General features: G+C 70.8%; 14 protein-coding genes and 1 pseudogene. 3 read left to right on the forward strand and 12 right to left on the reverse strand.

The genetic code is table 11. The annotated features are described in order from the left end of the window. Positions 1 to 292: 292 nt before the first annotated feature. Positions 293 to 2,485 (forward strand): TonB-dependent receptor, encoded by a 2,193-nt coding sequence (locus tag CJ022_RS12990; RefSeq protein ID WP_101927057.1) that lies wholly within the window; start codon positions 293 to 295, stop codon positions 2,483 to 2,485. 175 nt (positions 2,486 to 2,660) lie between these two features. On the opposite strand, the gene CJ022_RS12995 is transcribed toward CJ022_RS12990, so the two are convergent. Both CJ022_RS12995 and CJ022_RS13000 read right to left on the reverse strand, forming a co-directional pair. Further along, complete coding sequence (locus tag CJ022_RS12995; RefSeq protein WP_101927058.1) at positions 2,661 to 3,224, reverse strand: response regulator transcription factor; 564 nt, start codon at positions 3,222 to 3,224, stop codon at positions 2,661 to 2,663. Continuing rightward, entirely contained in the window at positions 3,221 to 4,456 is a 1,236-nt protein-coding gene (locus CJ022_RS13000; protein WP_101927059.1) for an ATP-binding protein, read from the reverse strand. The genes CJ022_RS12995 and CJ022_RS13000 overlap by 4 nt, the downstream gene beginning before the upstream one ends. A 161-nt stretch (positions 4,457 to 4,617) precedes the next feature. On the opposite strand from CJ022_RS13000, the gene ispG reads away from it, so the two are divergent. Continuing rightward, entirely contained in the window at positions 4,618 to 5,901 is a 1,284-nt protein-coding gene (ispG, locus tag CJ022_RS13005) for a flavodoxin-dependent (E)-4-hydroxy-3-methylbut-2-enyl-diphosphate synthase (protein WP_101927060.1), read from the forward strand. Beyond that, positions 5,891 to 6,565 carry a phosphatase PAP2 family protein gene (locus CJ022_RS13010; protein WP_101927061.1) on the forward strand — a complete coding sequence of 225 codons (675 nt, stop codon included), beginning with the start codon at positions 5,891 to 5,893 and terminating at the stop codon, positions 6,563 to 6,565. The genes ispG and CJ022_RS13010 overlap by 11 nt, the downstream gene beginning before the upstream one ends. 137 nt (positions 6,566 to 6,702) lie before the next feature. On the opposite strand, the gene CJ022_RS13015 is transcribed toward CJ022_RS13010, so the two are convergent. The 10 genes and pseudogenes from CJ022_RS13015 to can form a co-directional block, all read right to left on the reverse strand. After that, positions 6,703 to 7,236: a DUF2939 domain-containing protein gene (locus CJ022_RS13015; RefSeq protein WP_101927062.1), complete on the reverse strand. Its 534-nt coding sequence runs from the start codon at positions 7,234 to 7,236 to the stop codon at positions 6,703 to 6,705. Positions 7,237 to 7,354: 118 nt separating this feature from the next. After that, complete coding sequence (locus tag CJ022_RS13020; RefSeq protein ID WP_101927063.1) at positions 7,355 to 8,041, reverse strand: DUF2461 domain-containing protein; 687 nt, start codon at positions 8,039 to 8,041, stop codon at positions 7,355 to 7,357. Continuing rightward, the gene (gene sbcB, locus CJ022_RS13025; RefSeq protein WP_101927064.1) at positions 8,038 to 9,495 is read right to left on the reverse strand and encodes an exodeoxyribonuclease I; all 1,458 of its coding nucleotides are present in this window, start codon (positions 9,493 to 9,495) and stop codon (positions 8,038 to 8,040) included. The genes CJ022_RS13020 and sbcB overlap by 4 nt, the downstream gene beginning before the upstream one ends. A gap of 209 nt (positions 9,496 to 9,704) precedes the next feature. Beyond that, positions 9,705 to 11,084, reverse strand: coding sequence for an FAD-dependent oxidoreductase (locus CJ022_RS13030; RefSeq protein ID WP_233198763.1), 1,380 nt, complete (start codon positions 11,082 to 11,084; stop codon positions 9,705 to 9,707). Next, positions 11,081 to 12,327 (reverse strand): annotated as a pseudogene (kynU, locus tag CJ022_RS13035) (kynureninase). Before kynU ends, CJ022_RS13030 begins: the two are co-directional and overlap by 4 nt. A 76-nt stretch (positions 12,328 to 12,403) precedes the next feature. Then, positions 12,404 to 13,414, reverse strand: a complete 1,011-nt coding sequence (locus CJ022_RS13040) for an amidohydrolase family protein (protein ID WP_101927144.1) — start codon at positions 13,412 to 13,414, stop codon at positions 12,404 to 12,406. A gap of 57 nt (positions 13,415 to 13,471) precedes the next feature. Continuing rightward, positions 13,472 to 14,119, reverse strand: coding sequence for a hypothetical protein (locus CJ022_RS13045; protein ID WP_101927065.1), 648 nt, complete (start codon positions 14,117 to 14,119; stop codon positions 13,472 to 13,474). Positions 14,120 to 14,151: 32 nt separating this feature from the next. Further along, the gene (locus tag CJ022_RS13050; RefSeq protein WP_101927066.1) at positions 14,152 to 14,700 is read right to left on the reverse strand and encodes a 3-hydroxyanthranilate 3,4-dioxygenase; all 549 of its coding nucleotides are present in this window, start codon (positions 14,698 to 14,700) and stop codon (positions 14,152 to 14,154) included. Further along, entirely contained in the window at positions 14,697 to 15,281 is a 585-nt protein-coding gene (locus tag CJ022_RS13055) for a Rid family hydrolase (protein ID WP_101927067.1), read from the reverse strand. Before CJ022_RS13055 ends, CJ022_RS13050 begins: the two co-directional genes overlap by 4 nt. After that, on the reverse strand, positions 15,274 to 15,948 hold the full coding sequence (can, locus tag CJ022_RS13060) for a carbonate dehydratase (protein WP_101927068.1): 675 nt from the start codon (positions 15,946 to 15,948) through the stop codon (positions 15,274 to 15,276). Before can ends, CJ022_RS13055 begins: the two co-directional genes overlap by 8 nt. Between the last annotated feature and the right edge of the window lie 50 nt (positions 15,949 to 15,998).

Here is a 15,998-nt window from a genome sequence, read left to right on the forward strand (position 1 = left end):
GCGATGGCGGCGGGAACGGCGCCTCGCGCTGGCGCATGCTGCGGCGCTGCGGCGACGGGCCGTCGTCGCTGACGCCGCGCCGGTGCGAGGCGACGCGGATCCTTCGCCGCGTCCGGGATGAGCGCCTGGTGGCGAGCGTCCCCGACCCTGGCGCGGCACGGGTTGAGGACGCTCGGCGAGCCATGCACGGGCGGCGCTCGCCCACGCCTTCCGCAAATTGCGACATTCCGTCGCATTCCGGCCATGCGGTGGCGGTGCTTGAATCTGCGGCCATTCCCGACCGCCCCCGCCGATGTCGCCACACCGCCTGTCCCTGGCCTGCGCCGCCCTGCTGTCGATGGGTGCGGGTCCCGCATTCGCCGCGCAGGCGGAGTCCGCCACGGCCGATTCCGAAGGCGACCGTCCCGTAGCGGTGACCCTCGACCGCGTCGACGTGCGTGGACAGCGCCATGCTCAGGTCGCGCGTCCCGGCGCCGGCTCGCGCTTCGCGCTCGATCCGCTGCAGACACCGGCCTCGGTCTTCGACATCGGGCGCGCGACCCTCGACGCGCGCGGCGTGCGCGACACCCAGGACGCGCTGTTCGGCATTCCCGGACTCGTCGTCGCATCGCCGCCCGGCCACGGCAACGCGGTGACCTGGCGCGGATTTTCCGGCGCGCAGATCACCCAGCTCTACAACGGGATCGACGTGCAGTACGCGTCGATCGCGGCGCGTCCGGTCGATGCCTGGATCGTCGACCGGGTCGAGGCCATCGGCGGACCGTCCAGCTTCCTCTACGGTGCCGGCGCGGTCGGGGGTTCGATCGACGTGATCACCCGCACCGCGTCGCTGGCGGGCAACCGCGGCGGCGGCATGCTCGGGGTCGGATCGCACGGCCGCCGCATCGCGGCCGGCGGCTTCAATCGCGTGCTCGGCGACCACGCGCAGCACGCGGTGCAGGTCGATGCGGGCGTCACCACGGGCGACGGCTGGGCCGAACGCAACCGCCGCGATGCCTGGACGGTCGCCGCGTCTTGGCGCAGCGAACTCGCCCCGGGCCTGACCCACCTGCTGGCCGTGGAAGCGCAGGACGAAGACAGCCGTCGGCCCTACTGGGGCACGCCGGCGGTGCAGGGCGACGAGGGGCGCCTGCGGATCCTGCCCGGCACCGGTACGCGCAACTACAACGTCGACGACGGCGTCTACCGGCAGGACGTGACCTGGGCGCGGTCGGTGCTGGAATGGCAGGCATCGGCGCGCGGCACGCTGCGCCAGACGCTGTACCGCTACGACGCGCAGCGCGACTACCGCAACGTCGAGAGCTACCGGCTGACGCCCGGCGCGGACGCCGTGATCCGCTCGGGCGTCCTGCAGCAGCGACACGTGCACGACGTCGTCGGCAACCGGCTCGACTGGACCTGGGACGGGGCGCTCGGCGCGCTGCCGTCGCAATCGAACGTCGGCGCGGAACTCGCCTACAACCGGCAGACGCGGTATCCGCAGTCGATCGGCGGTGATGTCGATACGGTGCCGCTGGCTGCGTCCGCGCCGGGCCGCTTCTTCGACATTCCCGGCACCAGTGGCGTCTACACCCCCGATCGCACGAACCGTCTGCGCACGCGCGCGCTGACGCTGGAGAACCGCACGGCCTTCACGCCGCGGCTGTCGCTGCTGACGGCGCTGCGGCACGAGCGCATCGACGTCGATGTCGAGAACCATCGCGCGGTGACGCCGGCCAATCCGCTGCGCTACCGCACCGGCTACGCGCCGACGACCGGACGCGTGGGCCTGAACGTCGCGCTGCGCGACGACGCGAGCGTCTATGCGCAGCTCAGCACCGCGGCCGATCCGCCGGCCGGCATCCTGTCGACGGCCAACGCCGGCACGCTGCGCGATTTCGACCTCAGTCGCGGTCGCCAGGTCGAAGTGGGCGGCAAACGGCGCTTCCTCGACGGACGCGGCAGCGCGACGCTGGCGGCGTACCGCATCGTGCGCGACGACCTGGCGATCGCCGATCCGGGGAATCCGGGGCAGACGCTGCCCGTCGGCCGGCAATCCGCGCGCGGCGTCGAGGCGACGCTCGCGTTCGCGCCGACGACAGCCTGGTCGATCGAGGGGAATCTCGGCTGGGTCGATGCCACCCTGGACGATTTCGTCGAGACGGTCGACGGCATCGCGGTGTCGCGCGCGGGCAACCGGCCGACGAACACGCCGGCGCGGGTCGGCAACCTGTGGCTGCGCGCTGCGCTGTCCGAGTCGTGGTCGGCCGGTATCGACGTGCGCGCGGTCTCGTCGCGGCAGGCGAATGCGGCCAATACGTTCTCGACCGCGGGTTATGGCCTGCTCGGCGCGCACCTGCAGTGGACGCCGGTCGCAGGCACCGCGCTCATCCTGCGTGGCCGCAATCTGGCGGACCGCCGGTACGTCGCCCACGCGATCGGGACCGACATGGTCTACCTCGGCGCGCCGCGCAGCGTCGAACTGGAACTGCGTACCGGCTTCTAGCACGGAGCGGCAAACGCAGCGTCCGCACGATGCGGGCCCCTGCACACAGGAGCGCCCCCCGGGCGCGACGGACCAGCCTCGGCCAGTAAGTCGCTTGCAATCCGAGGGCGTGTCCGCCCCTCGACCGTCGTTGCAACGGGCCCGGCACCACGCGTCTCCGCGACGGCGCTCCGCCTCAATCGACCGGCTTGCGCTCCGGTCCCGGCCGCTTGGCGAGCTTGCGCTGCAGTGAGCGGCGGTGCATGCCGAGCAGGCGCGCCGCGGCGGAGATGTTGCCGTCGGTCTCGCCGAGCGCCTGCTGGATGTGCTCCCACTCCAAGCGGTGCAGCGGAATCATCGTCGGGTTGTCGGCGCCCGGCGCCTCGTCGGCGTCGCCGCCGGCCTCGTCTCTGGCATCGGACTGCAGCAGTCGCACGATGGCGTCGGCCGACACCGGCTTGGGCAGGTAGTCGTCGGCGCCGCGCTTGATCGCCTCGACCGCGGTCGCGATGCTGGCGTAGCCGGTGACCAGCACGATGCGCATGTCGCTGCGGATCGCGCGCAAGGGTGCGACCAGATCGAGACCGGAGTCGCCGCCCAGTTTCAGGTCGACCAGCGCGAACGCGGGCAGCAGGGTGCGCGCGGCCACCAGCGCCGAGGCGGGGTCGGTCGCGGTCTCGCAGTCGATGCCGCGGCGCTGCAGGGCGCGGCGCAGTGCGTCGAGGTACAGCGGGTCGTCGTCGATCAGAAGACCGGTCATCGGCGCGTGGCTCCATCGGTGGGGGCGGTGACGCTGATCGGCACGCGGAAGCGCACGCGCGCGCCGCCGCCTTCCGCGTCCTCGATGTGCAGGTCGCCGCCGAGCTGTTCGATCGCCGCATGCGACAGCGCCAGGCCCACGCCCAGCCCGTCGGGCTTGGTGCTGCGGAACAGCACCGGCAGGAACGAGGCCTCGCCGTCGAAGGCGGGACCGTAGTCGCGGATCTCGCCGACCAGCATGCCGTTGCGCTGCTGCAGGTCCAGGTCGACCTGGACGCGCCCGTTCTGTTCGCTGGCATCGGCAGCGTTGTTGAGCAGGGCGAGCAGCAGATGCCCGATCGAGCGGTCGATGCGGCGGTCGCCATCGACGTCGCCGCTGCGGTGCAGGCTGATCGCGGGCCGCACCAGCTGCCAGTGTTCGAGCACCCGGCCGAGGTCGACCGTGGTCGGCGCCGAGGGATCGGCGGGATCGGCCAGCGAGCGCACGCGGTCGCGGCAGGTGTCGACGAGCCGGCGCAGGGTGCGCGCATCGTCCGCGGCATCGTCGGGACGCCCGCGCGGATCGAAATCGTCGAGCAGCAGGGTCATCGTGCCGAGCGGGGTGTTGAGTTCGTGCGCCACCGAGGCGGCGTGGGTGGCCAGCGCGAGGATGCCCTCGTTGCGGGCGAAACGCTCGCGCAGCGCCGAGAGCTCGTGCTCGCGCTGGTCGCGCGCCGCGGCCAGTCGCGTCAGGAAATAGACTACCAGCGCGACCGACACCAGGAAGTTCACCGCCATGCCCAGCAGGTGCAGGTCGAAGTTGCCGCGATGCACGTGCGGCAGCGCCTGGCCGAAGGCGACGGCGAGCAGATACCCGGCGACGCACGACAGCGCGGCGGCGATCGCCCAGCGCAGCGGCAGCGCCAGCGCGGTCAGCGCGATCGGCAGCAGGAACAGCGACGCGAACGGATTAGCGATGCCGCCGGTCCAGGCGATGAGCCAGGCCAGCACCGCGGTATCGACGAGGCTGTGGGCGAAGGCCTCCGCGGGGCGGGCATCGCGACCCCGCGCCAGGCGCAGGTGCACGACCAGGTTGAACACCGCCAGCAGGGCCACGCCGGCCCACAGCGGCCAGCCGGGCAGGGCCATGTCGAGCACGTGGCGCGCCAGCAGGATCGTCGTCGTCTGCGCACCGACGGCGACCCAGCGGAGCGTGTAGAGCGTCCTGACGAGGGTCGTGGCGGGTGGCTGCATCGTGCGTGCATCCTAGTGCACCGTGCTGTGGGCCGCCTGCGACGCTGTGTCGCAGGCCGTCGCCGGCGTGTCGCCAGTCCAGTCATGCGGGCATGGATCGCGGATGAAGGCGGACGGCCGTGCACGCGGCCGGCACCGCCAATGCGGGCTAAAATGCGGGGATGTCCGCCCAGCCCCAGCCCTGTCTGTCCGAACCGGTCGCGCTGCCCGACTTCGGCCCCGCGTCGCGTCGCGCCACCCGCCAGGTCCGTGTCGGCGGCGTCGCGCTCGGCGGCGACGCGCCGGTCGTCGTGCAGTCGATGACCAACACCGACACCGCCGACATCGCCGGCACCGCGAAGCAGGTCGGCGAGCTGTGGCGCGCCGGCTCCGAGCTGGTGCGCATCACCGTCAACACGCCGGAGGCCGCGGCCGCCGTACCGCGGATCGTCGAGCGGCTGGCAATGCAGGGCATCGAGGTCCCGATCATCGGCGACTTCCACTACAACGGACACCAGCTGCTGGCGGGCGAGCCGGCCTGCGCCGAAGCGCTGGCGAAGTACCGGATCAACCCGGGCAACGTCGGCTTCGGCAAGAAACGCGACACCCAGTTCGCCCAGCTCATCGAGTTCGCGATGCGCTACGGCAAGCCGGTGCGCATCGGCGCCAACTGGGGCTCGCTGGACCAGTCGCTGGCCGCCACGCTGATGGACGAGAACGCCCAGCGCGCGGTGCCCTGGGATGCCGGCCGGGTGCTGCGCGAGGCGCTGATCCGCTCGGCCGTCGATTCCGCCGAACGCGCCGTCGAGCTCGGTCTCGGCCGCGACCGCATCGTGCTGTCGGCCAAGGTCAGCGGCGTGCAGGAACTGGTCGCGGTCTATCGCGACCTGTCGGCGCGCTGCGATTTCGCGCTGCATCTGGGCCTGACGGAAGCCGGCATCGGCAGCAAGGGCATGGTCGCGTCCAGCGCCGCGCTGGCGATCCTGATGCAGGAAGGCATCGGCGACACGATCCGCATTTCGCTGACGCCCGAGCCCGGCGCGTCGCGCACCAAGGAAGTCGTCGTCGCCCAGGAACTGCTGCAGACGATGGGCCTGCGCGCGTTCACGCCGATGGTCACCGCCTGCCCCGGCTGCGGCCGCACGACGTCGGAGTTCTTCCAGGAACTGGCCGGCGTGGTCCAGGACCACGTGCGCGAGAAGATGCCCGAGTGGAAGGTCACCCACCCGGGCGCGGAGAACATGACGCTCGCGGTGATGGGCTGCGTGGTCAACGGCCCGGGCGAATCGCGCCACGCCAATATCGGCATTTCGCTGCCGGGTACCGGCGAAGCACCCTCGGCGCCGGTCTTCATCGACGGCGAGAAGGCGATGACGCTGCGCGGGGAGAACATCGCGCACGAGTTCGTCGCCCTCGTCGACGAGTACGTCCACCGCCATTACGGACGCGCCGCGGATGGCCGTTGAGGAATCGCGGCCGGTCGAGGCCGCGCACGAGACGCAGAGCTTCCTGCAGGTCCACGGCTTCTGGCTGGCGCTGTTGTTCGTCGGCGTGCTGCTGCCGATGTGGGGCTTCCTGGAGCTGGCCGACGAGGTCCACGAGTCCGAGGCCTTCGCCTTCGACGAGCCGGTGCTGCGTTTCGCCCAGGACGTGGCCCACGATGGCTTCGACCGGGTGTTCCTGTTCTTCTCGGAAATCGGCTACGCCTGGGGCGTGGTCCCGGGCGGCATCCTGCTGGTCGTCGGCCTGCTGATCGCGCGGCGGTATCGCAAGGGCCTGTTCGCCGCCGTCGCGCTGGGCGGGTCGGGCCTGCTGAACATGGGCACCAAGCAGCTGTTCGCGCGCGAGCGGCCCAGCCTGTGGGACTCGATCGCGCCGGAGCCGACCTACAGCTTTCCCAGCGGCCACGCGATGGGTTCGATGTCGCTGGCGCTGGCGCTGGTGCTGCTGGTCTGGCCGACGCGCTGGCGCTGGCCGACGGTCGCCGCGATGGCCGTGTTCGTGCCGATGGTCGGGCTGTCGCGGATCTATCTGGGCGTGCATTACCCGTCCGACATCATCGCCGGCTGGCTGGCGGCGTCGGTCTGGGTCATCGGCGTGTATCTGGTGGTGTTCCGCCGGCGGAGGTGAGTCGCGGCGGGGCTGATCCCGATGCCCTGTCGGTGCGCGCTCGCGCGCGACCGGTCCGTGGGAACGCCACATCGCGCGCACACGCGCGCCGACAGGGGGCTGGACACGCGCCTGTGCCGCCTGGCGGCTGCCGCGGCCTAGACCGGCAATCTGATATCCGACAGCTTCCACTGGATCCCCGAACGCGTCAGCACGAAGACGATCGGGCGGTCGCGGTCGTCACGCACGGTCGCGGTGAAGCGCGAAGGCGAGTGGTAACGGAAATGCGCGTCCTCCAGCGGGTCGGTGCGGGTCGCGGCCTCGTCGGCCGTCGACAGGGGCGCGCCGCCGGCCAGGCTCCAGACCCGCCGGCCGCGCATCAGTGCGCTCAGGCCGACCGGCGTCACCATCATGTCCACGCCTGTGCCGACCGCGCTGCCGGCCAGGCGCAGGCCGATGGCGCCGAGCAGGCTGGACTGCAGGTCCGGTCCCACTTCGCGCACCATGGCGTCGTTGAGCTGCAGGCGCAGGCTGCTGCGCAGCGCCGGGAAGTCGACCTGCCGCGACAGGGCGCGCGAGTCGTCGGCCTGCACCGCGGTGCGGATCGCGTGGATGGTCAGGAACGGACCGGCGGCCGTGTAGGCCAGCAGCAGCACCAGGGCGATGGCGGAGAGCCAGGCGTATTTCTTCATGGCGCCGGAACCGGGCAGACGGGAGAGCGCTGATTGTCCGATGGCCGCTGCGCCGACGGATGAACGGCGCGCGCCGGGCGGACCTGCACCCGACGCCCGCGTACATGCGTGCGCGAGCTCAGAATTCCAGGTCCAGCGCCGCGCACAGGTAGTCGACGAACGGCCCCAGCGTCGCCAGGTCGCCGGCAATCGTCTGCCGCAGTTTCGGGCCGGTCATCGTGTCGTCGTCGAGCGTGCGCCAGAACACCCAGTTCTTGTGCTTGAGATCGTCGATGAACTCGAAGTCCGCCGGGAATCCCCGCGGCGGCCGCACCAGCATCTCGCTGGTCTCGAACTCGAAGCGGCGGCGCAGCTTCGGTTCGTGCGCGGCGGCCTTCCAGCTGCCCGGGTTGTCGACGATGAACTGCCGCAGCTTGCGCTGGGTCGGCGGCTCGGGGTGCCACATCCCGGCGCCGACGAAACTCTGGCCCGGCTGCAGGTGGATGTAGAACGACGGCGCGGGCACTTCCCGGCGGCGCGCGTGGAACAGCCGCGCGCCCTGCCAGTTCTTGTACGGCGACTTGTCGTTGGAGAAGCGCGCGTCGCGGTAGATGCGGAACAGCGAGCCGCCCTGGGTGCGCGGATCGGCGCGGAACTGGTCGCTGACCGCGGCAAGGTCCGGCTGCAGGTCGGTGATCAGCTGCAGGAACGGCTGCCGCACGTGCGTTTCGTACTCGGCCTTGTGCGCGGCGAACCAGGTCTTGTCGTTGTTGCGGGCCAGCCCGCGCAGGAACTTGAAGCTCTTGTCGCTGAAATACGTCGTCATGCGGGAACCGGGTCGGTCAGCTGCGCCTGCAGATCGCGGCCCCAGTCGCCGAGGGCATCGAGCAGCGCGTGCGTGTGGAGGTCGCCGGGATTGTCGAGGCGCAGCGCGTCGATCTGCGTGAAGTAGGCCTCGAAATCCTGCTCGGCCTGCGTCGAGCCGGGCGCATGCCGCGCGCGGCGGTAGTTGTTCCAGCGCAGGCGCTCGTTCGGCGTCAGTGTGTCGGGCCAGTTGCGCGCGCGGTACCGGAACAGCAGCTCGGGCAGGCGCGGATCGCTGAACCCGAACTCGCGCGAGCCCAGCTGGGCCGGCGCGGTCGCGCGGACCTCGGTGATGCGGCGGCGGTCGCCATCGCCGATGAAGCCGTCGTACAACGAGCCGTCGACGTCGGACGGCGCGTAGTCGCGCTCGATCGCGTAGACGCGGCGGATCTTCTCGGCCAGCGCCGGCCCGGCGGCGCGCAGGCGCGCGGCACGCGTCTCGATCAACGCCGCGTCGATCGCCAGGCGCTCCAGGTCCGGGACACGCAGGTGGTCCCAGGCGACGAGCGCCGGGCAGCGGTTGCTGTGCACTTCCTTCAGCGGCACGCGGCGCACGCCCTCGGGCAGATCCTGGCTGCGCACGAACAAACGCGCGGCAATGGTGTCCGCGTCGAGGTCGAGCAGCGCGTCGGGGTCTTCGTCGAGATCGAACACGATGATCCGGCTGTCGATCTTCGGATGCCGCGCCAGCGGCAGCACCGGCGCCGCACACAGGCGCGACGCCGGATAGCGCTGCGAGACGTGCAGCACCGGCGTCATCGCGATGGTGTCGAGCAGGCTCGCGGCGAAGCGCTTGTCGCGCAGCCTCAACGCGTAGTCCCACAACCGGGGCTGCGCGTCGCGGAACCTGCGCGCGATGCCGATCAGCGCGCGCACGTCCGACAACGCCTCGTGCGCGTCGCCCTGGCGCACGCCGTTGGCGTCGGCCAGATGCTCGAGCTTGAACGAGGTCGCGCCGTCCTCGCGCTTCGGCCAGACCAGGCCCTCGGGGCGCAACGCATGCGCGAGCCGCATCACGTCGAGCAGGTCCCAGCGCGAATTGCCGCCGCGCCATTCGCGCTCGTAGGCATCGTGGAAATTGCGGAACAGGCCGAAGCGCACGAACTCGTCGTCGAAGCGCAGCGAGTTGTACCCCAGCGTGCAGGTCTTCGGTCGCGCCATTTCCTCGAAGATGCGCGAGAACGCGTCGGCTTCGGTCACGCCGTCGCGCAGCGCGCGTTGCGGCGTGATGCCGGTGATCAGCGTCGCGATCGGCGACGGCAGCAGGTCGTCGGCGGGCCGCACGAACAGATCGATCGGCGCCTCGATCTCGTTGAGCGCGGCGTCGGTGCGGATCGCCGCGAACTGGGCGATGCGCGTGCGGCGCGGATCGGCGCCGAAGGTTTCGAGATCGTAGAAGAGAAAACTGTCAGTCATAAGCGGTGCTGATGGCGTGTCATTGCAGCAAGCCGTTGCGACGGCCTCATCGCTGGCGCGAACGGCAGCGTGTCGAGGCGCGATCGTAGAACAGAAAACTGTCGGTCATGAGCGGTGCTGCTGGCGTGTCGTCGGGGCGAGCGGTTGCGCCGGCCGCGGCCCGGGCGCGACGGCGCGCGCCGCGGTCGCGCGGTCGACGGCGGGCCGCATCACGCCGGATCGTCCTGCAACGGCGTCAGCCTGGCGACGACGTCGGCGTCCACCGCGGCCCAGTCGATCGTGTCGAGACCGCCATGCCCCGCGGTCGCGCGCGCGAGGATGCCGCGCTGGATCTCGGTCCGCGCCAGGGCGACGGAATAGGGGATGCGCATGAAGGTGACCATCGCGTAGTGCGGGATGAACCGGCCCGGATGCCGGTCCTGCAGTTGCAGTTCCAGCGCGCGCTGCAGCAGGTAGTCGGCGTCGTCGACGCGGTCTCGCATCTCCAGATAGTTGTCGAGCGCCATCTGCTGGATCGCGGCGGCATCGGGCTTGCGCTGCGCTTCGAATGCGGCGAACGCGACGGCGAGCTCGTCGTGCGCGTCGAGCTGGTCGGCCAGCGCCACGCAGTCCTCGAACGCGCAGTTCATGCCCTGGCCGTGGAAGGGCACCATCGCGTGCGCGGCGTCCCCGAGCAGCACCGCGCGGCCGTCGAGATGCCAGCGGTCGAGGTACAGCGTGCCCAGCTGGCCGACCGGATTGGCCGTCCAGTCGGCATCGAATCCGGGAATCAGCGCCAGCGCCGACGGGAAGTCGCGTGCGAACAGCGTGCGCGCTGCAGCGGCATCCTGCAGCTGGTCGAACGCCGGGCCGCCCTCGGCCGCGTCCGCGGTGTGCGGCAGGAACAGCGTGACGGTGAAGGTGCGTTCGTCGTTGGGCAGCGCGATGCACATGTAGTGGCCGCGCGGCCAGATGTGCAGCGCGTTGGGCTCGATCCGGAACCCACCATCCGCGGTCGGCGGAATCTCCAGCTCCTTGTAGCCATGGTCGAGGAAGGCGCTGCGTTCGCCGAGATCGGTCTCGCGGCCCATCGCCGCGCGCAATGCGGATCCGGCGCCGTCCGCGCCGACCAGCGCGTCGAACGAGGCGACGTGGCGGCTGCCGTCACGCGGATCGACGAAGCAGGCCCGGCCCGCGTCGAAGTCGACGTCGGCCAGGCCGCGGTCGAAATGCAGCCGCGCGCCGGCGGCGTCGGCCAGGTCCAGCAGCACCAGGTTGAGATCGCCGCGGTGCACCGACCAGATGACCTCGCTGTCGTCGCGGCCGTAGCGCTGCAGGACCGGCGGCGCATCGCCGACGTGCACCATGCGGCCGCGCATCATGATCGCGTGGTGCATCACCGCGTCATCGGCATCGGCCTGGCGCAGCGCATGGCGACCGCGCTCGGCCAGTGCGAGGTTGATCGAGCGGCCGCCGGCGTAGCCGGCCACGCGCGGATCGCCGCGCTTCTCGAACAGATCGACGTCCCAGCCGCGCTGGCGCAGCAGGATGCCGAGCAGGGCGCCGGCGAGGCCCGCGCCGATGATCGTCAGATGGCGCCTGGCGGTCACTGCGGCCCGCCGTCGCGCCACGCGGCGACCGCGCGCGCGAAGCGCAGCACGTCGGCGTGGGTGTTGTAGAGCGGCACCGGCGAGATGCGTGGTCCGAGAGGAATTCGAACAGTGCGCGGCCCTGCGCGCGTCCACCGCGCACGCGCAGCGAGAGCTGGGCGCCGCGACGCGCCGGCAGGGCCGGCGTGACGATCGCGAGCACGTCGTCGAGTTGCGCGCGGATCAGCGCCTCCAGGTAGCCGGTCAGGAGTTCGGACTTGCGGCGCAGCGCGGGCATGCCGGCGCGCGTGAACAGGTCCAGCGAGGCGCGCAGCGGCGCCAGGCCCAGGATCGGCGGGTTACTGAGCTGCCAGCCGTCGGCGCCGGGCGTGGGCTCGAAATCCGGGCCCATCTGGAACCGCGTCGCCTGGTCGTGGCCCCACCAGCCGGCAAAACGCGGCCGGTCGGTCCGCGCATGGCGCGCGTGCACGAAGGCGCCGGCGACCGCGCCCGGTCCCGCGTTGAGATATTTGTAGTGGCACCAGACTGCGAAATCGGCGCCGCTGTCGTGCAGCTGCAGCGGCAGGTTGCCGACCGCATGCGCGAGATCGAACCCGACGACCGCGCCGGCGGCGTGACCCAGTCGAGTGATCTCGGCGAGGTCGAAGGCCTCGCCGGTGCGGTACTGCACGCCGGGCCACAGCACCAGCGCGAGCCGGTGGCCGTGTTCGGCGATCGCGGCGCCAATCGCGTCCGCGCCGAACAGCCCGTCTTCGCCGGGCGCCACCTCGATCAGATCGGTCGCCGGATCGAAGCCGTGGAAGCGCACCTGCGATTCCAGCGCGTAGCGGTCCGACGGAAACGCGCCGGCCTCCATCAGGATCGCCGGGCGCTCGGCGGTCGGGCGGTAGAAGCCGACCAGCAGGAAATGCAGGTTCGCGGTCAGCGAATTCATCGCCACCACTTCTTCTGGTTGCGCGCCGACGACCTCGGCCAGCTGCGCGCCGAGCAGCGTGTGGTAGGTCATCCACTGCGAATTGCCGCGGAAGTGGCCTTCGACGGCTTCCATCGCCCACTTGTCGAGCACGTCCTCGACCTCGGCGCGGGCGCCACGCGGTTGCAGCCCCAGCGAATTGCCGACGAAATAGGCCTGCTCGACGTGGCCGAACTTCGGAATCAGGAAGTCCGCGCGCAGGGCGTGCAGCGGATCGGCGGCGTCGGCGTGCGCGGCGTAAGCGTCGGAGAACAGCTCGGAAACGGTCATCGGTCAATCCGGAAACGGAGGGAGGCGCGGCATCGGCGCGAGGCGCCTGCGCACGTTGAAACGACACGCGGCGGCATCACGCGAACCGCGACGCCGGCAGGCCCAGCCAGTCGAGCGCGGTGCCGTGGTAGAGCCGGGCGCGTGCGGCGTCGTCGAGGGGGATCTCCTCGATGCCGGCGCCCGGCACCTGCTCGCCGAGCGGGAAAGGATAGTCGGTGCCCAGCATCACCCGGTCGACGCCGCAGGTGTCGAGCAGGTACTGCAGCGCGCGCGGATCCGCGACCCAGGAATCGAAATACAGCTGGCGCAGGTAATCGCGCGGATTGTGCGGATTGTCGGTCGCGACCAGGTCCGGCCGCATGTTGAAGCCGTGCTCGATGCGTCCGATCGTGTACGGAAAACTGCCGCCGCCGTGGGCCATGCAGATCTTCAGCTTCGGCAACCGCTGCAGCACGCCGCCGAACACCAGGCAGCAGGCGGCGCGCGACTGTTCGGCCGGCATGCCGACCAGCCAGGGCAGCCAGTATTTGGGCATCGAATCGGTGCCCATCATGTCCCAGGGGTGCACCAGCACCGCGGCGCCGAGATCCGCCGCCGCCTCGAAGAACGGAAACAGCTCGGGCGCATCGAGGTTCCAGTCGCCGACATGGCTGCCGATCTGCACGCCCTGCAGACCCAGCTGGTCGACGCAGCGTTCCAGTTCCTGGACCGCGAGCCGCGGCGACTGCAACGGCACCGTGCCGATGCCGGCGTAGTGGCGCGGATGCGCGGCGACGGTTGCGGCCATGTGGTCGTTGAGCGCCTGGTGCAGCTCCAGCGCGTGCTGCGGCTTCGCCCAGTAACTGAACATCACCGGCACGGTGCTGATGACCTGCACCTGCACGCCGAAGCGCGCGTAGTCGTCGATGCGCTCCTGCGCGTCCCAGGTCTTGGACCAGATCTCGCGGAAGAAACGCCCGTCCTTGTAGATCCGGTGGCGTCCGTCCTCGGTGTGATGGATCACCGGAAAGCGGGTCTCGCCGTACCGCGTCGCCAGGTCCGGCCAGTCGCGCGGCAGATAATGGGCGTGGATGTCGATCTTCAGCATGCCGGTCATCGTAGTCGACCGGACCGCAGCGATCACGCCGCGGGTGCACAGCGCGGTTCAGGGCGTGGCGGGCGACGCGCGTCGCGCCTGGCGCAACTGTTCGATCGTCGGCGGGTCCGGATGCACGGATTGGCCCATCGATGCGGCCATCTCCGCGACGCGGGCCTGTGTCTCGGCGAGTGGCGGCACGCCCATGCGCGCGCGCTCGGCATCGTCCACGGCGTCTTCCGCGACCGGGAACAGGAAGAAGCCGACCGCATCGCCCTTGAACTGGGTGCCGTACCACTGCGGCTGCAACTGCGTGGTCAGGATCCGGTCCCAGGAGGCGGCGACCAGCCAGCGATACCGCATCTCGTCGGGCACCCGCGTGGACGCGACCGTCGCCAGCGCGTGCGCGATCCGGATGTCCTCGAGGCCCTGGCCGTGCTGGAACACCATCGCCGCGTGGTAGTGGTCCGGCGCGGTGCGCAGCGCGCCGTCACGCATCAGCGTGAGCACGCGTTCGCGGCGGCCGGCGTCCTCGCGCGACACGATCGACCAGTCGATGTCCGCCACCTTGCGGGCGTCCTGGTCCTCGCGGTACAGCGTCGCGAGTTCGGCGTTGTCCGCGTTGCCCGCGTCGGCGCTGTCCACGTCCCGGGCCTGCAGCGGCGCGCGCGTGGCGATCAGGCAGCACAGCAGAAACAGCAGCAGGGGTCGATGCATGCGTACGCTCCAGTCCCTTGGATCGTCGGGTCTCAGGTGATGTCCGCCTGCGAGTCCGCCTGCAGCTCGTAGCGGCTGGGGCGGGGATTGAGATGGCCGCAGGCCTGGCAGGTACGCAGCGCGTCGTCGCGGTAGAAGCGTTCGAACACCCGGAAGAAATCCTGCTCGATGTCGTCGAGATGGAAATACTCCTCGTAGACCTTGGCGTTGCAGCGCTCGCAGAACCACAGCAGGCCATCGTCCTCGTGCGGCAGGCGCCGGCGTTCGATGACCAGGCCGATCGAGCCCGGCCCGCGCTGCGGCGAGTGCGGCACCCGCGGCGGCAGCAGGAAGGTCTCGCCGGCGCGGATGGGGATGTCGCGGACGCGGCCGTCTTCCTGGATCCGCAGCGTCATCTCGCCTTCCAGCTGGTGGAAGAATTCCGGGCCTTCCTCGAAGTGGTAGTCGGTGCGCGCGTTGGGGCCGCCGACGACCATGACGATGAAGTCGCCGTCGTAGATGCACTTGTTGCCGACCGGCGGCTCGAGCAGGTGGCGGTGCTCGTCGATCCACTTCTGGAAATTCAGCGGGGCGGGAATCATGGGCGCTTCTCCCCCTCTCCCGCCTGCGGAAGAGGGCCGGGGTGAGGGTTCGTGGATAGAACGGCATTGGTATGCACGTTGGGCTGCGCCCTCACCCCACCGTCGGCGTCGCCGACGGTCCCCCCCTCTCCCGCGGTGCGGGCGAGGGACGTCGGTTCGCGGCCTGCGGCCGCGATGCATTTGAGCTCGATAGCGATCGGTGTCGGCAGGGCGGTGATACCGAGCGTCGTCCGGCACGGCGCGCTGGCCGGGTCGGGGAAGTAGTCGGCCCACACGGCGTTGTAGGCGGCGAAATCGCCGGCCATGTCGGTCAGGTAGACGGTGACGTCCACCAGGTCCTCCCAGCGCGCGCCGCTGGCGTGCAGTACGGCGCGGACATTGGCGAACACCGCATGTGTCTGCGCGGCGATGTCGTGCGCGCGCAGAGCGCCGTCGGCATCGACGACGTTGCCCGGCACGGCATCGGTCGCCGGATCGCGCGGGCCGATGCCCGACAGCAGCAGCAGATCGCCGACGCGGCGCGCATGCGGATACGCGCCGACGGGCGTCGGCGCCTGCGACGCGTGGATGGCGTCAGCCATCGCGCCGGCCCCGCGCGGCCACCGTCGCGACTTCGGCCACCGCCGCCTCGTAGGCCGGGCCGATGGCGTCATACGACCCCACCTGCATGCCGAGTTCGCGCACGCGGCCGTCGCCCACGGCGTAGACCCAGCCGTGCACCGTCAGCGTCTGCCCACGCGCCCAGGCGTCGCGGACCACGGTGGTCTGGCAGACGTTGAGCGCCTGCTCGATCGCATTGAGTTCGCACAGCCGCGCGTGGCGCAGCGCGGGATCCTCGACCGACGCCAGCAGGCCGGCATGCTTGTGCGCGATGTCGGAGACATGCCGCAGCCAGTTGTCGACCAGCCCGACGCGGGCCCCGGTCATCGCCGCGTGCACGCCGCCGCAGCCGTAGTGGCCGACCAGCAGGATGTGCTCGATCTGCAGCACGTCGACGGCGAACTGGATCACCGACAGTGCGTTGAGATCGCCGTGCGACAGCACGTTGGCGATGTTGCGGTGGACGAACACTTCGCCCGGATCGAGACCGAGGATCTGGTTGGCGGGCACGCGCGAATCCGAACAGCCGATCCACAGGTATTTCGGCGCCTGCTGGTTCTCCAGCCGGTGGAAGAAATCCGGGTCCTCGGTGACGGCGCGCTCGGCCCAGTCGCGATTGCGTTGCAGGAGGTTGTCGAGTTCACCCATGGTGCGATTATTCCAGAGACGGGCCGGGGGGCTCCGGCCGGGAGGCATGC

Origin of the sequence: Luteimonas rhizosphaerae, assembly GCF_002849595.1 — a bacterium.
Taxonomy (GTDB): domain Bacteria; phylum Pseudomonadota; class Gammaproteobacteria; order Xanthomonadales; family Xanthomonadaceae; genus Luteimonas; species Luteimonas cellulosilyticus.